This window comes from Enterococcus sp. 9E7_DIV0242 (assembly GCF_002140975.2).
In the GTDB taxonomy this organism is placed as follows: Bacteria; Bacillota; Bacilli; order Lactobacillales; family Enterococcaceae; genus Enterococcus_L; species Enterococcus_L clewellii.
The window spans coordinates 493,260-511,323 of record NZ_CP147247.1 but is presented as its reverse complement, the minus strand read 5'-3'; the positions used below and the strand labels follow the sequence as shown (position 1 = coordinate 511,323).

The window sequence follows — 18,064 nt, the reverse complement described above, 5'->3', positions numbered from 1 at the left end:
AGAATGTTAAAGAATAATTTCGAAATAAGCTATTTTTTTCAGAGTAAAGTATGATAAGTAAATATTGCTCTAAGGTTTGGAGGCTTTTATAAACCACTATGAAAATCATAAAAAGATTAGGCATCATTTTTATTAGCATAATCATCATCAGTTTACTATATATAGGGTATAAAATTTACGGCAATGTTCAGCAGGTTATCAAGTATGACAATCAGGTAACTGAGGCAGTAGAAGCAAACGGAATTTCTGAATATAAAGATACTGTTTTGGCAATCATTTACACGGAATCCAAGGGTCAAGCAGCTGATTTGATGCAGAGCAGCGAAAGTGTCTACGGCCAACAGGCAGTGATTGATGATCCTCAGGAGAGTATTGCCTACGGGGTCAAATTCTTAGCTGAAGCGATCCAGCAAAATAAGGAAGCTGGAAATGATTTATGGACCGCAGTTCAAGCGTATAATTACGGATTGGAATATATTCGTTTTGTGCAGGAGCATGGAGGGAAGAACACCCTTGCACTTTCGGAGGAGTATTCAAAAGAATTCTTGTCTCCATTGCTTGGAAATAGCGATGCAGAAACCTATCCGTATTACCGACTGCAATCGATTTTTCACAACGGCGGATTTCTCTATAAAAATGGCGGGAATATGTTTTATGCAGATATCGTCAAAATGAATCAACGATTTATCAAGTGGTTTGGATAAAGAAGTGTTTAGGTTATTGTAGGATGAAAAAAACTATGTTATGAGATGTTATAGAAAAGATAGCTATTTAAAGACGAGTTAGACAAAGGAATGACTTCTGCATCATACAGAAGTCATTCCTTTTAGCTGTTCAGAGGTAAAAGAGGGAGCCTGTGTCCCGTGAAACAGTATAGAAGGACGTGTGGAACGTATTTCAATCCCACACGCCTCTATACCTAAAATCGAATAAACGGTGAGACAAACACTCTTAATAACGAATAGACAGTGTTCCCGAAACAGAAAGTGAACGGCACTGCCATTCGTTTAGAGGATGGACACCGCCAATTTCCTTTTTGGTTTGATCGTTCTCTTCCTTAAACAGTTGCTTCCATAATAAACATGGAAGTATCTTGGTTCATCAAAAGATTTTTTCCGTGATAAAAGGTTGTGATAGTGATAGTTTTATATCCGGCAGCTTCTGCTAAAGTAGTCAGTTGCTCATGAGAAAAACCTGGATGAATTTCACTCGATTGAACAGTAGCAGTCAAATCAAAATCAACGATCAGTAAGCGACCATTTGGCTTAATAAGAGGCTTCAGCTTTTCAAAAACCTGCTTGGTATCAGAGATATGAAGCAATACTTGTGACATATAGATGCAGTCAACTTGAATTGCTGTTTTGGACTCTGATTCTGAAAGTAAATCAATGTTCATGGCAGAAACAGTAGTGATTTTTTGTTCAGCTAGCTTTTTTTCAACCTGTTCAATCATGCCAGTAGAGGGGTCTGTAAAGATCATTTGTTGGAAAAGATCGGTCAACTGTAAACCAACTAAACCTGTTCCACAACCAAAATCGAGGGCTGTTTCATAGTGATGAGGGCTGATTTTTTCTCTTAATTCGTTTGCAATAATCGTTGCTACTGCCAAACGATCCTCAGAATCGTAGCGTTTAGCCATCATTTCAAATTTACTTACATTACTCATTTTATCAACCTACTTTCGTTTATTCCATTTATTGAAGCGAATAATTAACGAATCATTATAGCATAATTTTATAGAATAAAGGGAAAGAAGAGACGTCAGAGAAATAAGAAGAGGAATACCTAAAAAAAACTTAAGCATACATGCCTTTTTTCAAGTTATTTTCATGATTTTCTTGAAGTTCTTTCTATGAACAAGTAAACTAGAGAAGGTGCAATTTTAAGATGAGTAAGAGAAAGTAGGGATTATGTGTCGTCAAATAAATTTGAGCTGAAGCAGGGGCTGACTGCGCAAGAAGTAGAGAGTAGAAAGCAACAGGGGCTTCAGAACGACTATGAGGAAAACGTCGCAAAATCAACAAAGGATATTATCTATGATAATGTCATGACGTTGTTCAACTTTTTGAATTTTGCCATTGCTGTTTTTCTATTTGCTGTAGGAGCGTATTCAAACCTAGCATTTTTAGCGATTATTTTAGTTAATATGGGGATGGGGATTTATCAGGAAATCCATGCTCGAAATCTGGTACAAAAACTGTCTATCGTAGCAAAAGAAGATGTGACAGTCATTCGTGATGGACGAGAACAGTCAATCGGAACAGATGAGCTGGTTATGGATGATATCGTTTTGATTTCTGCGGGCGAACAAGTGCCTTCTGACATGAAGGTTATTGATGGAAAAGCCGAAGCAAATGAAGCGTTACTGACGGGCGAATCTGATTTGATTGTTAAAATGGATGGCGATGTTTTATTATCAGGGAGCTTTTTATCCAGTGGTCAGGTGTACGCACAAGTGATTCATGTTGGTGCAGATAACTATGCCGTAAAAATCACTTCGGAAGCCAAAGTACACAAGCCTATTCGCTCAGAGCTGATTCGTTCGATCCGTAAAGTATCGAAATTTACCAGCTTTGTCATTATTCCATTGGGGATCATTTTGTTTATTGAAGGTTATTTCATTCGTGAATCTGGAATGAAAGACTCGGTCGTCGCCTCTGCAGCAGCGCTTTTGGGAATGCTTCCTAAAGGTTTGGTTCTGCTGATAAGTATCGCCTTAACGACGGGCGTAATCAAACTGGCCAAAAAACGTATTTTGGTTCAGGATATGTACGCTATGGAAACGTTAGCGCATGTTGATACATTATGTCTGGATAAAACGGGGACGATCACTGAGGGTAAAATGAAGGTGCAGCATGTTCATGAACTAAATCCTAAATTTAATGAAAGCTTACCTTTGATCATTGGAAGCTATTTAGCGGAAAGCACAGATAATAACATTACTATGCAAGCGATTCGAGACCATTTTGAGGTATCCAATCGTTATGGTGCAGTTAAGACGATGCCATTCTCCTCTGAAAAAAAATGGGGAGCGATTCAATTCAACGAGATCGGAACAGTCGTTCTTGGTGCGCCTGAAAAACTTTTCAGCGAAGATCGTTTACCCAAAGAAGTCTTCACTGCGCAAGAAGAAGGCTATCGTACCTTGATGCTTGGGATTGCGGAGCAGGGCATCTTGGATGATGACGGAACATTACCGTATTTGGAGCCATTGGTTCTGTTGGAAATCGATGATCCTATTCGCCAAAATGCCAATGAAACGTTGGCTTACCTTCGAGAAGAAGGGATAGATATCAAAGTAATTTCAGGGGATAACCCTGTGACTGTTTCAAACATCGCACGTCGAGCAGGCCTTGTAGGCTATGAATCTTATATAGATTTATCCACGAAAAAAACAGAAGAAGAGGTACGCCAAGCAGTTCATGAGTACACGGTTTTTGGCCGAGTTTCTCCACAACAGAAACGAACACTGGTAAGAGAGCTGAAAGATAATCAACGTGTAGTTGCTATGACAGGTGACGGCGTAAATGATGTGCTTGCATTAAGAGAGGCAGATTGTAGTATTGCGATGGCCGAGGGAGATGGTGCGACACGTCAGATTTCTAATTTGGTGTTGCTAGATTCAGATTTCACAACACTTCCAGATGTATTGTTTGAAGGGCGTCGTGTCGTGAATAATGTGACGCGTGTAGCCAGTGTCTTCTTTATCAAAACTATTTACTCATTGATCTTGTCAGTTATTTGTGGATTGACCGCTATTGCCTTTCCGTTTATCCCGATTCAAATCACCTTGATCGATTTGGCAATCGAAGGATATCCGGCGTTCTTTTTATCCTTTGAGTCAGATAAACGCAAGGTACAAGGGAAATTTTTGCCGACAGCATTACGCAATGCTTCAGTGAATGCTGTATTAGTTGTTATCAATATTGTGGCGGTTTACTTGATTGGAGAAAACCAAGGATTCAGTCATTTAGATACGACGACTCTGATGTATTATTTGCTGATCGGAATCAGCTGTATGGCAGTGGTTCGTGCGTGTTTGCCATTAAATCCGCTGCGTATCTTCCTGATTGTTACAACAATTGGCGGGATTTACGTGGCAGCAATGCTGTTCCACCATATTCTTGAAGTTGGCTTCTTAACTTCAACAACCTTGCCGATTTTTGTAGCAATGATGGCAATCAATATTATTGTTCGCGTATTGATTGGTTTTTATAAAATGAAAAAGAGCAACTTGACGATTAGTGAGCTTTAATATCAAATGAAATAGAGCAGAGATAGAAGCTGATTCACTTGGCTTCTTTTCTTTTGGACTTTTTTCGTTTCAAAGAAATGTGTTGCCTTCGTGCCGTGAACATCCTTTTCGCCGAGTGCAAAAGCTTGAAATAACTTGATTTTGTGATACAATTAACTATGTGTAATTGTGTCTTTTAAAGAGGTCGGGGCAGAAGTGTTCAGTTTTGGGAAACAAATAAGACTATTCTAAAATTGTCGTGTAGATTTTTGATGTAATGGGCTTATTTTCCAAAAGAACTGCTTCTGTCCCGCCGTTTGTTCGAATCTGGTACAAGGATTGAGTGGAGGTTGTTTCTCATACTCCATTTAGTGATTGTTCTCAGAACACAGGTATCTTGTTTTTGGAGGTGAGACCAATGGCACAAAGAATACCTCAAGAGGTAATCGATGAGGTAAGAGAACGGACAAATATCGTTGAAATCGTTGGTCAATATGTTCAATTGAAAAAATCCGGTAAGAATTATATGGGACTATGTCCGTTTCATGAAGAGCGGTCACCTTCTTTTTCTGTAGCAGAAGATAAACAAATTTTTCATTGCTTTGGCTGTGGAAAAGGTGGCAGTGTCTTCAATTTTGTTCAAGAAATCGAAGGCATTAGTTTCCCAGAAGCCGTGCAGAAAATTGCGGATATGGAGCAGATTCCTCTACAAATCAATTTATCCGACCATATTGAAAAAAGTGCACCGAACAGTCAACAGCATAAATTGTTGGAGCTTCATAAGAAAGCGGCTGAGCTGTATCATCATGTATTGTTGAATACACAAATCGGTGAACCGGCGTTAAACTATCTTTTAGAGCGGGGCTTGACGAAAGAGCTTATTGAGGAGTTTCAAATTGGTTTTGCTCCACAAAAACGTGATTTTTTAAGTCAAGTGTTTTCAAATGAAAAAGTAGATGCCAGTCTTTTTCAAGAATCAGGGTTGTTTATTCAAAGAGACAGCGGCGAATTTCTTGATCGTTTTTATCAGCGGATCATGTTTCCAATTTGGGACGCAAAAGGGAAAATCATTGCATTTTCCGGAAGACTGCTAAAGACAGAAGATTTCTCCGGCGATGATATGCCGAAATATTTGAATAGTCCTGAAACACAGTTGTTTAATAAGCGGGACACGCTCTTCAACTTTAATCGGGCGCGCAAGGAAATTCGTAAGGAAGATACGGTCTTTCTTTTTGAAGGGTTTATGGATGTCATTGCTGCATGGGAAGCTGGTATAAAAAGCGGAGTCGCTTCGATGGGTACAAGCCTTACAAATGAGCAAATTAGACAGCTAGAGCGAGCAGCTGGTGAACTTGTCATTTGTTACGATGGGGACAGTGCCGGAGTAGAAGCAACCAATCGAGCCATTTCACTGTTGAGCGATCATAGTCGATTCAAACTCAGTATTGTGAACATTCCGGAAAAGCTTGATCCAGACGATTATCTTCGAAAATATGGGCGCGACTCTTTTCGTGAGTTAGCTTTGCATGGCAGAGAAACAGTCTTTGCATTCAAGATGCGCTACCATAGACTTGCTCGCAATATGAGCAACGAAAAGGAACAGCTGGATTACGTAAATGCTATGCTTCAAGAGCTGGCAAATGTGGATTCGCCATTAGAAAAAGATCGATACCTAACTCTTTTGGCAGAGGAGTTCCACCTTTCCAGTCAAAGTCTTGAAGAGCAGCTGCGAATGATTGAAGCGGAGCAGCGGCAGGTATCCAGAGACAATCGCCAGTATCAGAGTCATCAAGGACAGCAGCAACCACCCGAATTTCCACCGTCGTTTGAAGAGGAAATGCCAACTGCTTCTTTTCAGAATAAAGAGCATTTTTCTAAAGTTGAAAAAGCGGAGCGGATGTTGCTTTATCGTTTGATGAATGAAAGCAGTGTTCGAGCGATGGTGCAACAGCGAGAATTTGCATTTGCTCATACACACTATCAGGAACTTTATTTGCTTATCGATGGTTTTCTATCGATTTATCCGGAGTTTGTATTGGCTCAGTTTCTTGAATTTCTTCAGGATGATGGCTTGAAAAAGCTGGTTGTTGATATCTCTTATCAAGAAATGTCGGAGGAAAGCTCAGAGAGAGAGTTGGGCGATTTATTGAATGTCATCGATCATTCAGATATTGAAGAGCAGATTCAGCAAAAGAATATAGAAAAACGAGAAGCAGAACGGCTAGGAAATCGTGTGCGTGTCGACGAATTAGCCTTGGAATTGATCACTTTAGCAAAAAAAAGACAAAAAACCAGATAATATCCAATAAAATGATTAACAAACTATAAGTAGTTGTTATATAATGAGTAGGTATGCAAATATGAAGGGGGCCTTCTTTCATGGAAAAAGAAACAGAAAAGAAATATCAAGCGGCAGTTGCAGGCTTTGTCAAAGAAAACAAACCAAAAGGTACAGTTTTATATGATGATCTGACCAATAAGTTGGCAACACCATTTACATTAAATGCTGAAGAGATGGAAAAATTGATTCAAAAAATTGAAGATTCCGGAATCAGTGTGGTTGACGAAAATGGTGATCCAAGCGAATTTAGCCTGAAAAAAGACGAAAAAGTAGCGACCAAAGCTCAAATGGAAGATTTATCTGCCCCAACAGGTGTAAAGATCAATGATCCAGTACGTATGTATTTGAAAGAAATCGGTCGGGTTCAGTTGTTGACTGCTGAAGAAGAAGTCGACCTTGCATTAAAAATAGAAGAGGGCGATCAAGAAGCGAAACAACGATTGGCAGAAGCCAACCTTCGTTTAGTAGTTTCTATTGCTAAGCGGTATGTAGGACGTGGTATGCAGTTCTTGGATTTGATTCAAGAAGGAAACATGGGCTTGATGAAAGCTGTAGAAAAATTTGACTACCGTAAAGGGTTCAAGTTCTCTACTTATGCGACTTGGTGGATTCGTCAGGCAATTACCCGTGCAATCGCTGACCAAGCACGTACAATTCGTATCCCTGTGCATATGGTTGAAACGATCAATAAACTGATTCGTATTCAACGTCAATTGTTACAGGATCTTGGAAGAGAACCTACACCAGAAGAAATCGGTGCTGAAATGGATTTACCAACTGAAAAAGTTCGTGAGATCCTTAAGATTGCTCAAGAGCCTGTTTCACTGGAAACGCCAATTGGTGAGGAAGATGATTCTCATTTAGGGGATTTCATTGAAGACCAAGATGCGACCAGTCCGGCAGAACATGCTGCGTATGAATTGTTAAAAGAGCAGTTGGAAGATGTTCTTGATACATTAACGGACCGTGAAGAAAATGTTTTGCGATTGCGTTTTGGACTTGATGATGGAAGAACACGAACACTGGAAGAAGTTGGGAAGGTATTCGGTGTAACCCGTGAACGTATCCGTCAGATCGAAGCAAAAGCATTACGCAAATTGAGACATCCATCACGCTCTAAACAATTAAAAGACTTTTTAGAATAACCACTTTTTAAAAAGTTTGGATTTGTCGACGTTAGAAAAGTCACAGGTCATATCCAGTTTGACGAAGATTGGACTACATGCTCTGAGTTGCTGAGAATGACAGAGAGCTCCAAAAGTTTCTAGTAATTTTTTGAAGTTGCTCAGTGTATCAATGCGTCTCAACCATTATTCCATTATTTATTCAAGTTTAGAGGGTAGGAGAATTTTCAACTTGATTTTTTCCTGCCCTTTTTTGCATGTTTTGAGCTAGGAGGGGAATTTTCAGTCACTCGTGAGTGTTTGGCTGTGTCGATTCAAGCGATCCTTTGATGCACAAAGGAATTTCACGAAATCGTAACATAAAAGTTAACTCGTACATATTGGAACAATCCTATTTTTGTGATAGATTAGATTTACTTGGCAAAGTAGAATGTGAGGCGAAAAAATGACGAAGCATTGTCCGAATTGCGGAAATGAAATTGATGATAATGAGATGAAATGTCCTGAATGCGGTTTTGAATTTTCAGAGGATAAAGAAAATAATAAAAATGAGGCTGCAGTAGTTGAGCAGGAGGATTCAACGCATCAAACTGAAAACACTTCCTCTCACTTTGAAGCTGATGAAAAGAATGAGAATATCGAATGGGCTGATTTGAAGGACCTTAGTATCGGTCATGTTATGAACCTGTTCAACGAACAACAGGGACAAGCCCCTTTAGAGATACCTAAAGAAGAGGTTTCTGACAAAGAAATGGATGAAGCTCCTGTGGAAGAAGCTGCGCCTAAGTCAGAAAATGAACAACCAGATGATTCAGCCATAAGCGAAGAACAGGTGTCTAATGATCAAATCAATGACACTCCGGATGAAGAATCCACCGAGCATATTTCAGCGGATCATGTGGAAGAGGAAAAGAGTGAAACAGATTCGCTGGGTACAGCAAGTTTGAAAGAATATATCAACGCTCATAAAGAAGAACAGAAGTCAGCGGATGATTCAACGAGTGATGAAGAAATAGAGACAGAAACAGAGGACAAAAAAGCGGATCAATCCGTTGATACAGCCGAAGAAACTACAAATGAAGAGGTGTCATCTTTGGACAAGTCAGAAGACTCGGTCAAAGAGGCAGATCATGAGGGTTATTCAGAAGAACAAGCTTTAGAAGAATCAACGAACGCTGAGGAAAAGCAGCAAACCGCTGTTGTTATTCCTTCGAAAAGTAAAAAACCGGAAGAAATTGAGATGGATGCGGCCCCCATATTTTTTGAGGAAAAGGATATCCTGCCATCAGAATTAGGACCAAAAAAGAGATCTCAATTTGCTACACTTGATGATGCACAACGACCTCAAACGCCTTCTACAGACAGCCAAAAGGAGGAGAAGAAGAGAACAAAGAAACTTCCAATCGCTCTGGCAGCTGCAGCCGTGCTGGCATTAGGTGCTGGCGGCTGGTACTATGTACAAAATCAAGGCGACGCACCGAAGCAAGAAACCAAGGTAGAGGATACGAAGAAGAGCCTTTTCGAAGAAACTGAAGCAACCTTAAACAGCTATTTTACAGATGATAAGCAAACCTATCTCAAACCAGAAATGGTGTCTGTAAGCACACAAAGTCTTGAAAAAGATTTAGAAAAGCTGAAAAAAGAAGATGGCTATACTGATCTGGAAAAGACGCTGAATACAATCAAAGAGAAACAAGCACTTATTACTAAAGTGAATGAATTGTATGTTTCACCGGTAATATCAGGAAGTAGCTATAAAGAAGAAGCTATCGCTTCAGACAAAGAGATTACTTTGGAAAAAGAAACGGGTACAGATGAATTTTCTAAACTGATCAATCAAGCAATCGATCAAGCGCAAGCACAATATACTCAGCTTGAAAAAGCAAAAAATGCGGTTGATGTGATTTATAAAGACGGTCAGGCTAGATCCCTTCTGTCGCAAGAAACCTACGAGGCAGCGGTAACAGAAGTCAATAAAGTGAAAAATGAAGAGTTGAAAAAAACGTTGACTGCTTCTCTTGATAGTGCGAAGATCGCTCTTGCAGGAGATACAGCTGCAAGCTCAGAACCAGTGGTGGAACAGCCTACCGAGGCGGCTTCCGAAGCAAATCAAGTAGTAGCTTCTAATCAGGAGTCATCAGCTGTAGTTAATGCTCCGTCAGCAGAGACAAATACTGCCGTAGATCCAAGTACGTTTACTGGTCCGGATAGTAATGGTGTTTATACATCCCCAGTTTACACAGTGATTCCTGAGCACGTAGCAGATACTTCTAACGTTGCATGGATTTGGGCAGCCGGGGTCAAAGAAAGAGTTCTCGCAACCTGTATGGAACGTGGCTATATTGTTGATGGCGGCTATTATTTGGAGCCGGCAAGAATCGTTAACGGCCAAGGCTACTATAACTTGTATAAGACTGATGGCACGTATCTTGTAACAATCAATGCGCAAACAGGCTGGTTTAAGGGGAATGCGTCAAGAAATGCCGGACGTTGATCCAGTCATTTCGACACCTATAGTGAGTAAAAGCAACGAATAAGAGAATATAGTAGAGAGCAGTTAATTCAGGCTGCTTCTATTCGAACAATTGTTCATTTGAGCAAAGAGTTTGGGAACACTAACTGGTCCCGGACTCTTGTTCTATTATCAAATAGAATTACGGGGAATGAATGGAGGGAAACACTTTTATGACGGAGAAGGGGTATGAAACATTTCGGGAAGGCTTTTATGCATGTCTGCCAACTGTACTCGGGTATGCAGGAATCGGCATTGCGGCAGGTGTAGTAGGAAAAAGTGTTGGACTATCTGTTTTTCAAGTCGGTTTGATGTCTATTCTTGTGTATGCAGGGAGTGCACAATTTATTATTTGCGGAATGTTGGCGATTCAAGCACCAGTTTCAGCAATTATTCTGACAACATTTCTAGTGAATCTTAGACATTTTTTGATGAGTATGTCAGTAGCCAGCTATTTTTCTGAAGAGCCGTTGGTAACGAACGTTGGGATAGGCAGTCTTTTGACGGATGAATCCTATGGAGTACTAATGACAGCTATTGCAAATGATCATAAAATCAGTTCCGTCTGGACGCATGGATTGAATATCACAGCCTATTTGGCTTGGATTGGTTCAACCGTAGTGGGAGCAATGCTGGGAAATTGGATTCCGGACCCAAATATGTTGGGCTTGGACTTTGCCTTGGTAGCTATGTTCGCCGGATTGTTTGTTTTACAGGTTGATACAGCAATTAAAAAATCAATGAAAAAAACGATGATTGTTTTGATTTCTGTTTGTATCTCATTGTATGTACTTATGCGTTTTGTTTCACCGGAAGTGGCAGTTTTGGTTGCTACTTTGATTGGCTGTGGAGTGGGGGTGACGATACCTGATGCTGAATAGTTATGTGTTGCTTACCATATTAGGGTGCTCAATTGTTACTTGGCTACCTCGAGTCATTCCGTTTGCACTAACTAAAAAAGTAACGTTTCCAAAGCCGCTACTAGATTTTCTGTCATATATACCGATTTGTATTTTAACAGCGTTGTTGCTTCAAAGTGTATTAGTTTACAAAGATGGCGAATTTCCAACAGTTAAGCTGCTTGAAGCAATCAGTTGTATTCCTACGCTGCTTGTAGCTGTTCGAACAAAGGATTTAATGAAAACTGTGATTGTGGGTATTGTGACAATTGCATTGCTAAGACTCATTTTTTAAATTGAGAAAGGAAAATGAAAATGAATGAATTATTAGGAAATATATTTACAGCATTGGTCATTGATCAAAATGATCAGTACTATTTTCTTCAAAAAAATGGCGTAACTTTTCGTCTAGCGAAAGAAGAAGGCGAGCATCAGCTCGGAGAGGCAGTTGAAGGTTTTGCTTATTTGAATCAAAAGCAAGAGCCGGTAATGACGACTGTGATTCCTGGTAGTCGAATAGGACAATATGCGTTCGGTACAGTTACTGGAGTAAGAAGAGATTTAGGCGTCTTTGTTGATATTGGATTAGAAGATAAAGACATTGTGGTATCACTTGATGCGCTATCTACAATGAAAGAGTTGTGGCCTAAAAAGGGTGATCGATTGATGATTGCGCTGAAAGTAGACGATAAAGGACGTATTTGGGGAGAGTTGGCAGAAGAGAAGCATTTCCAAGCGATGGCTCATCCTGGTGGTCCAGAAATGCAAAACAAAAATGTTTCCGGAACGGTTTATCGATTGAAAATGGCTGGTACCTATGTGTTGACAGATGACTTGAAAATCGGTTTTATTCATCCTTCCGAGCGGTTTCAAGAACCGCGTTTAGGAGAGCAAATTAACGGACGTGTTATTGGTGTCCGTCCGGATGGGTTGTTGAATCTTTCTTTGAAGCCAAGAGCTCATGAAGCAATTGAAGGCGATGCAGGGATGATCCTGACATTTCTTGAGCGTTCTGCAGAAGGAAAGATTCCTTTTACAGATAAATCAGAGCCGGAAGAAATCATGCAAGCCTTTGGGATAAGTAAAGGTCAATTCAAACGTGCTCTAGGACAGTTGCTGAAAGGTAAACGAATCAAACAAGAGGATGGCTACACAATCTTGTTGAAAGATTAAAGATTCCTTTTTCTAATTGAGAATCACTTGCAAATATCTTTGAGTTAATTTATACTTATTATAATTTAAAAGAACAGAAATTCTATTCAGATTATAATTATTATAAATAAGGAGTCTTCTCTTATGAGTGCAACGACAGCTTTAAAGAAAATAAAACAACAATTACATGAATCTGGGTTTAAATTGACCCCTCAGCGAGAAGCGACATTATTGGTACTACTTGAAAATGAGAAAGATCATATGTCAGCAGAAGAGATTTATTTTTTAGTTAAACAAAAAAGTCCTGAAATCGGGTTGGCTACGGTTTACCGTACCTTAGAGATTTTAACAGATTTAAAGGTGATCGATAAGGTCAGTTTTAATGATGGTCTTGCTCGCTATGATTTAAGAAAAGAAGGGGCAAAACACTTTCATCATCACCTTTTGTGTTTGGAATGTGGAAACATTGAAGAGGTGGAAGAGGACCTTCTGGGCGAAGTAGAGGAGATCATTGAACAACGTTATCATTTTGTGGTTAAGGATCATCGTCTTACTTTTCACGGGATATGTCGTGAATGTCAGAAAAAAAAGAAAGATTGATTGCTATCAGATCGAACTATAGAACAACTGCTCTTTGGATGATAGGACGTATTTTCAAGTTTTTATGAAATATGACGAAATATGGCCAGATAAAATTAGAAGATGTCTCGATTTTATCTGTTTCTGAATAAAAAAGTATGGTCGCTAAAAATGGCGACCATACTTTTTTGCTATTTTTACAGGTTAGCGAATTTTTCTAACAAGCGGATCATTTGGCAAGTAAAGCCATATTCGTTGTCATACCAAGACACTGTTTTCACTAATTGGAACTCACCAGCTGTAGTTACTTCAGTTTGTGTTGGATCGAAGATAGATCCTTCTGTTGTGCCAATCACATCACCTGAAACGATTTCGCGATCATCGTAACCAAAGGATGGGTTATCGATAGTATGTTTTTTGATTGCTTCGTTGACTTGTTCAGCGGTTACCTTTGTTTTAAGGATAGAGACAAGTTCAGTCAGTGAACCATCAACTACCGGTACACGTTGTGCATGTCCTTGTAACTTCCCGTTCAATTCAGGAATTACCAGACCAATTGCTTTTGCAGCACCTGTTGAATGTGGAATAGTATTGTCAGCAGCTGAACGAGCAGCACGTAAGTTGCCGCCTTTCACAGGACCATCCAATAGCATTTGTGTAGATGTATACGCATGGACAGTTGTCATAGTTCCAACTTCAATACCAAACTCATTGTTCAGGAAGTAAGCCATTGGAGCTAAACAGTTCGTTGTACAAGAGCCAGCAGAAATTATTTTGTCTCCGGCATCCAATGTGTCGTCGTTTACATTATAAACGATTGTTTTCATTGCTCCTGCTGGGGCAGAGATAACAACACGTTTTACACCAGCGTCTAAATGGGCTTTCGCTTTTTCTTCTGATGTATAAAAGCCAGTACATTCAAGTACGATATCCACACCATTTTCTTTTGCCCAAGGAATTTTACTTGCATCCGGTTCTGCATACACGCGTGTTTCTTCACCGTCAACAACGATGGAGTTTTCAGTTGCAGTGACTGTTCCAGGATATGTTCCATGAGTAGAGTCGAATTGGAGCAACTGCGCCAACATGGTTGGGCTGGTCAGGTCGTTGATTGCTACCACTTCAATATCATCTGAAACCTCTTTAATACGTCGAAAAGCAAGACGGCCGATTCGGCCAAAACCATTAATACCTACTTTAACTGTCATAATGAAAATTCCTCCTTCATTTGTATTGCACTTACATCTTATAGTTTGCGCCCCCGCTAAATTTTTGTCAAAAGATACACCTCCAAACCACCGACTCATTTTTTTAAAAGAAAGAAGCGACAAAACATCAAATTATGTGACTTCATGGATAAAGGAACGTAAAAAAATCCCTCTTTCTTTTCTCTGAAGAGTGAAGAAAGAGGGAAAGTATTTATTCTACATGGACCATTTTGTACAAAGGATACTCAGTGGTGTCTGAAAGCTCGAGAATATTTTTTCTAAATCGTTCATAACGCATATCACAATAATCCAGAAAATTATCGCCGCAGTAATGTCTGATAAGTGCCCATACAGTCCACAAAAGGTCTTGAGCCATAATATAGCCCTTTATCTTCAATATATCTTGCTCAGAATGTCCTTCTGGGTAATACATATTAAGCAATGTGTCAATGGAAGCAGAGGGAAGTCGTGTTTCTATGATATAGGCAGCTAAATCCCAATTTGCATCATTCAGTCCGGAGTATTCCCAATCAATCAGGTAATAGCGTCCATCGTCAGCAGCCAGAAAATTTTCCGGAACGGTATCATTATGGCAAGGAACTAGTACAGCTTCAGTAAGATGGTCTGCAAAAAAAGTTAACAGCTTTTCTTTAAGGGCATAGTAATCAAAAAACAAGTTACCTTTGAGCTGTTCAATGATTTCTTCATATTTTTCTAATTCCTCCAACCATTCGAATGTATTGGTGAAATGGACAGGACTTGTGTGGATTTTTTTCATCAAATGAGCCACAGCTATCAGACTTTCCTGAGAAAAAGGATCAGACTGTGCCAGATTTTTACTGTTCGGAATAAAGCGGCTGATTTTGATTCCGGTTTCTGCATCAAAGTAGATACATTCAGAATTTACCCCAAATTCTGAAGCAATCCCATTATTCATTTGTTCAATTTCTCGATCAATCATCTGTTTTGTTAGCTTGCCTGGTTCGCGAATAACATAATCCTCACCAGCAATCGTCATAATATAGTTGTAATTGGTCAACCCTCCTGCAAAAATAGAGCGGTCAAAATAAAGCGTGTTATCTTTAAAGACTTCACGCAGCTTTTCTTGGATGATCAGTTCGATGTTTTGCTGTTCAATTTTCATTTCATCATGAGTTGTCATAAAATAACATCCTATCAAAATTATTAAGAAAGACTATTCCGAAGGAACGCTTTCAATTATTGTGTCGATTTGTTTTATTTAATCATCCTAAGATAATGGAAAGAATGAACTTTATAGCTATCGTTTCAGCTGATAATCGTTCATAAAATCACAATTTCTCATCAAAAAGGACAGCGATATTCATTCATTGAAGCTACAGAATCTTGATTTCTGTAAATAGTGTCAATGAAGCCATTATACTTTATTTTTTCAGTAAAAAAAAGAGGTGACCCTAGACGTTCTTTTGATTTGATTGCTTGAAACAAAATTCAGTTATTATCAGAAAACTGTTTATTTAATGAAGAAAAAGCGTGAAATGAGCGGCAGATGCTCTATATGACTGTATCAGTTAGAGCTATGATTAGCGATTTATTTGCACAGAAATAGCCAATATAGAGCTGGAAACTCATGTTGCTACATTGAGACATGCTGCTCGCAAGATCAGTCAATTAATATGTAAAAAGTCAAAAAAATCTTAAAAGTACAAAAAAATCCGATTTTTACAATTAACGAAAAGTAATCGGTTACAATAATGCAAAATCATCTATTGAATCTGCCATTCTTTGAGGATTCTGCATGATAGTATGAAATCAGTGAAGCAGACATGGCAAGATAATCCGAAGCAATCATCGGCTGTTATCGATTCTCTGTTCTGCTATGAAGTAAGAGAGAGGAAGGGATAGACAAGATGGAGTATCACGGAGATGAAGCACTTGGATTGATCGAAACTAAAGGAATGGTTCCGGCAATCGAAGCGGCAGATACAATGTTGAAAACGGCGGATGTAGAGCTTGTTTCGTATGAAAATATTGGTTCGACACTTGTGACAGTCATGGTTAAAGGGGATGTCGCGGCAGTAAAATCGGCTGTTGAGGCAGGAGCAAAAGCGGCAGAAAAGATTGGCGAGCTGACAGCAGCCAATGTTATGCCACGACCGATTCGACCAATTGGTCATATTGTTATGGCACATGATATAGATAAGAGCTGAATAGGATAAAGAGGAGGAATAATACGAATGACAGATGCATTAGGATTTATCGAAACATTCGGTCTGGTATTTGTGATGGAGGCAGCAGATGCCATGTGTAAGGCAGCAGATGTAGAGCTGATTGGCTATGAAAACGTGGCGTCTGGCTACATCTCTGTATTGGTTAAGGGAGATGTTGGAGCAGTAAATGCCGCTGTTGAGGCAGGGGTCGCGGCTGTCAATGATATGGGCGCAGAGGTGTATAGCTATAATGTGATTCCTAGCCCCCATAAAGATATTGAAAAAATTATTGCCAGATATGGTTTTGAAATTTAGTTTATTCAGGCAGTAAGGATAGAGGTGAATGAATGTATAAAGTGGACAATGACCTCTTATCCATTCAAGAGGCCAGAATTTGTATAGAGCGTGCAAGAGAAGCAGCAGTTGCGCTGTTGAAGGTTTCTCAGTCTCAATTGGATCATGCTGTTGAACAGTTGAGTAAGGCAATTGAAACGCACAGTGATGAGCTGGCGGAAAGTGCAGTAGAAGAAACGGGTTATGGCTGTGTAGCGGATAAGAAAATAAAAAATAGATTCGTTTGTAACTATTTACCTAAAAAATTAAGGAACGAGCGTTACGTGGGTGTTCTATGTGAAGATGCGCGCAATAAAACAATGGATATCGGTATCCCTATTGGACCAGTAATTTCGGTTCCGCCTGCTACCAGTCCAACGGCAACTGTGATTCATAATGTCTTGATTGCTATCAAGGCTGGGAATCCAATCATTGTGGCTCCGCATCCAAGGGCCAAAAGAGTCATTCAGCAAACGATGGTGATATTGGCTGAAGCAGGAATTGCGGCAGGCTTGCCAGATGGAACGATTCAATGTATGCAGATGGTTAGTTTAAGTGGAACAAAAGAGTTGATAAATCATGAAGATTCCGCTCTAACAATCGTTACAGGTGTCCCCAAGCTATTGCCAGTTGTAAAATCTGCTGCTAAGCCGTTCATCTATGGCGGAAGTGGCAATGGACCAGTATTTCTTGAGCGTTCCTGTGATGTAAGACAAGCAGTAAAAGACATTATAGCGAGTCGTACATTTGATTATGGGATTGTTTCCGCAGCTGAACAATCGATTGTAGTGGATAGTCCGATTGTTGAACAGGTAAAGGCAGAGTTTTCTAAACAAGGAACGTATTTTATCGACCGATATGAAGCTACGCAGCTAGAGCAAGTTCTATTCGATCAGACTAAGAAAATATATTCGGAATCGGTTGGATTATCAGCAATTTCACTAGCAAAAGCTGCAGGAATCGCTGTACCGAAAGAGACGAAGCTCCTAGTGTATGAACAAGAATATATTTCAGAAACTAATCCATTTACACAAGAGATACTTTGTCCAATTGTGGCTATGTATGTAGAAGATGACTGGCAACATGCTTGTGAAAAGTGTATTGAGCTTCTGGTGGAAAACGGCCGAAGTCATACCTTGGTCATTCATTCAAAAGATGAAGCTGTTATCCGAGAGTTTGCTCTAAAAAAACCTGTTTCTCGTGTGCTTGTCAATACGCCTTCTACATTTGGTGGTATGGGAGCAACTACAAATTTATTCCCATCCATGACTTTGGGGAGTGTTGCTTTAGGAAATGACGAAGCATCAGATAACATTTCGCCTCGTCATTTGACACACATTCGTAAGGTTGGGTATGGCGTGAGGCAAATATCTGATTGCTTTGACGAGCCACTAGATAGCTTTGCCACAAAGACTGGCAAAAAAATTGAAAAAACCGATTTTGATGAGATTGAAGATGTGATTCGACGTATGATCGACATCATGGAATAAAGA

The 18,064-nt window shown here is 39.6% G+C and carries 15 protein-coding genes; 12 read left to right on the top strand and 3 right to left on the bottom strand.

The features are described from left to right. The first annotated feature begins 98 nt into the window (after positions 1 to 98). Positions 99 to 704 carry a lysozyme family protein gene (locus A5888_RS02470; RefSeq protein WP_339101885.1) on the top strand — a complete coding sequence of 202 codons (606 nt, stop codon included), beginning with the start codon at positions 99 to 101 and terminating at the stop codon, positions 702 to 704. Between the two features lie 353 nt (positions 705 to 1,057). On the opposite strand, the gene A5888_RS02465 is transcribed toward A5888_RS02470, so the two are convergent. After that, positions 1,058 to 1,666: a class I SAM-dependent DNA methyltransferase gene (locus A5888_RS02465; RefSeq protein ID WP_086347677.1), complete on the bottom strand. Its 609-nt coding sequence runs from the start codon at positions 1,664 to 1,666 to the stop codon at positions 1,058 to 1,060. 246 nt (positions 1,667 to 1,912) lie between these two features. Between A5888_RS02465 and A5888_RS02460 the strand changes: the two genes are divergently transcribed. The 8 genes from A5888_RS02460 to A5888_RS02425 all read left to right on the top strand — a co-directional run bounded on the left by A5888_RS02460 (position 1,913) and on the right by A5888_RS02425 (position 12,862). Then, the gene (locus A5888_RS02460; RefSeq protein ID WP_086347676.1) at positions 1,913 to 4,255 is read left to right on the top strand and encodes a cation-translocating P-type ATPase; all 2,343 of its coding nucleotides are present in this window, start codon (positions 1,913 to 1,915) and stop codon (positions 4,253 to 4,255) included. Between the two features lie 397 nt (positions 4,256 to 4,652). Then, positions 4,653 to 6,533 carry a DNA primase gene (dnaG, locus tag A5888_RS02455; RefSeq protein WP_086347675.1) on the top strand — a complete coding sequence of 627 codons (1,881 nt, stop codon included), beginning with the start codon at positions 4,653 to 4,655 and terminating at the stop codon, positions 6,531 to 6,533. Between the two features lie 80 nt (positions 6,534 to 6,613). After that, positions 6,614 to 7,720 (top strand): RNA polymerase sigma factor RpoD, encoded by a 1,107-nt coding sequence (gene rpoD, locus A5888_RS02450; RefSeq protein ID WP_086347674.1) that lies wholly within the window; start codon positions 6,614 to 6,616, stop codon positions 7,718 to 7,720. 424 nt (positions 7,721 to 8,144) lie between these two features. Next, positions 8,145 to 10,193, top strand: coding sequence for a cell division site-positioning protein MapZ family protein (locus tag A5888_RS02445; protein WP_086347673.1), 2,049 nt, complete (start codon positions 8,145 to 8,147; stop codon positions 10,191 to 10,193). A 191-nt stretch (positions 10,194 to 10,384) separates the two neighbouring features. Further along, positions 10,385 to 11,092: an AzlC family ABC transporter permease gene (locus tag A5888_RS02440; protein WP_086347672.1), complete on the top strand. Its 708-nt coding sequence runs from the start codon at positions 10,385 to 10,387 to the stop codon at positions 11,090 to 11,092. Continuing rightward, a complete protein-coding gene (locus A5888_RS02435; protein WP_086347671.1) occupies positions 11,082 to 11,405 on the top strand; it encodes an AzlD domain-containing protein in 324 nt (107 codons plus the stop codon). Before A5888_RS02440 ends, A5888_RS02435 begins: the two co-directional genes overlap by 11 nt. 20 nt (positions 11,406 to 11,425) lie before the next feature. Then, entirely contained in the window at positions 11,426 to 12,283 is an 858-nt protein-coding gene (locus A5888_RS02430; RefSeq protein WP_086347670.1) for a CvfB family protein, read from the top strand. Positions 12,284 to 12,406: 123 nt separating this feature from the next. After that, positions 12,407 to 12,862 carry a Fur family transcriptional regulator gene (locus A5888_RS02425; protein ID WP_086347669.1) on the top strand — a complete coding sequence of 152 codons (456 nt, stop codon included), beginning with the start codon at positions 12,407 to 12,409 and terminating at the stop codon, positions 12,860 to 12,862. A gap of 176 nt (positions 12,863 to 13,038) precedes the next feature. Here the strand turns inward: A5888_RS02425 and gap are convergent, their stop codons facing one another. Both gap and A5888_RS02415 read right to left on the bottom strand, forming a co-directional pair. After that, positions 13,039 to 14,049 (bottom strand): type I glyceraldehyde-3-phosphate dehydrogenase, encoded by a 1,011-nt coding sequence (gene gap / locus A5888_RS02420; RefSeq protein WP_086347668.1) that lies wholly within the window; start codon positions 14,047 to 14,049, stop codon positions 13,039 to 13,041. A 211-nt stretch (positions 14,050 to 14,260) separates the two neighbouring features. Then, a complete protein-coding gene (locus A5888_RS02415) occupies positions 14,261 to 15,211 on the bottom strand; it encodes a choline kinase family protein (protein WP_086347667.1) in 951 nt (316 codons plus the stop codon). 727 nt (positions 15,212 to 15,938) lie between these two features. On the opposite strand from A5888_RS02415, the gene A5888_RS02410 reads away from it, so the two are divergent. Genes A5888_RS02410 through A5888_RS02400 form a run of 3 tightly spaced genes read left to right on the top strand, consistent with a single transcriptional unit; the run spans position 15,939 to position 18,061 of the window. Then, on the top strand, positions 15,939 to 16,238 hold the full coding sequence (locus A5888_RS02410) for a BMC domain-containing protein (protein ID WP_086347666.1): 300 nt from the start codon (positions 15,939 to 15,941) through the stop codon (positions 16,236 to 16,238). 27 nt (positions 16,239 to 16,265) lie between these two features. After that, positions 16,266 to 16,553, top strand: coding sequence for a BMC domain-containing protein (locus tag A5888_RS02405; protein ID WP_170924680.1), 288 nt, complete (start codon positions 16,266 to 16,268; stop codon positions 16,551 to 16,553). 32 nt (positions 16,554 to 16,585) lie between these two features. After that, entirely contained in the window at positions 16,586 to 18,061 is a 1,476-nt protein-coding gene (locus tag A5888_RS02400; RefSeq protein WP_086347664.1) for an aldehyde dehydrogenase family protein, read from the top strand. The last annotated feature ends 3 nt before the right edge of the window (positions 18,062 to 18,064 follow it).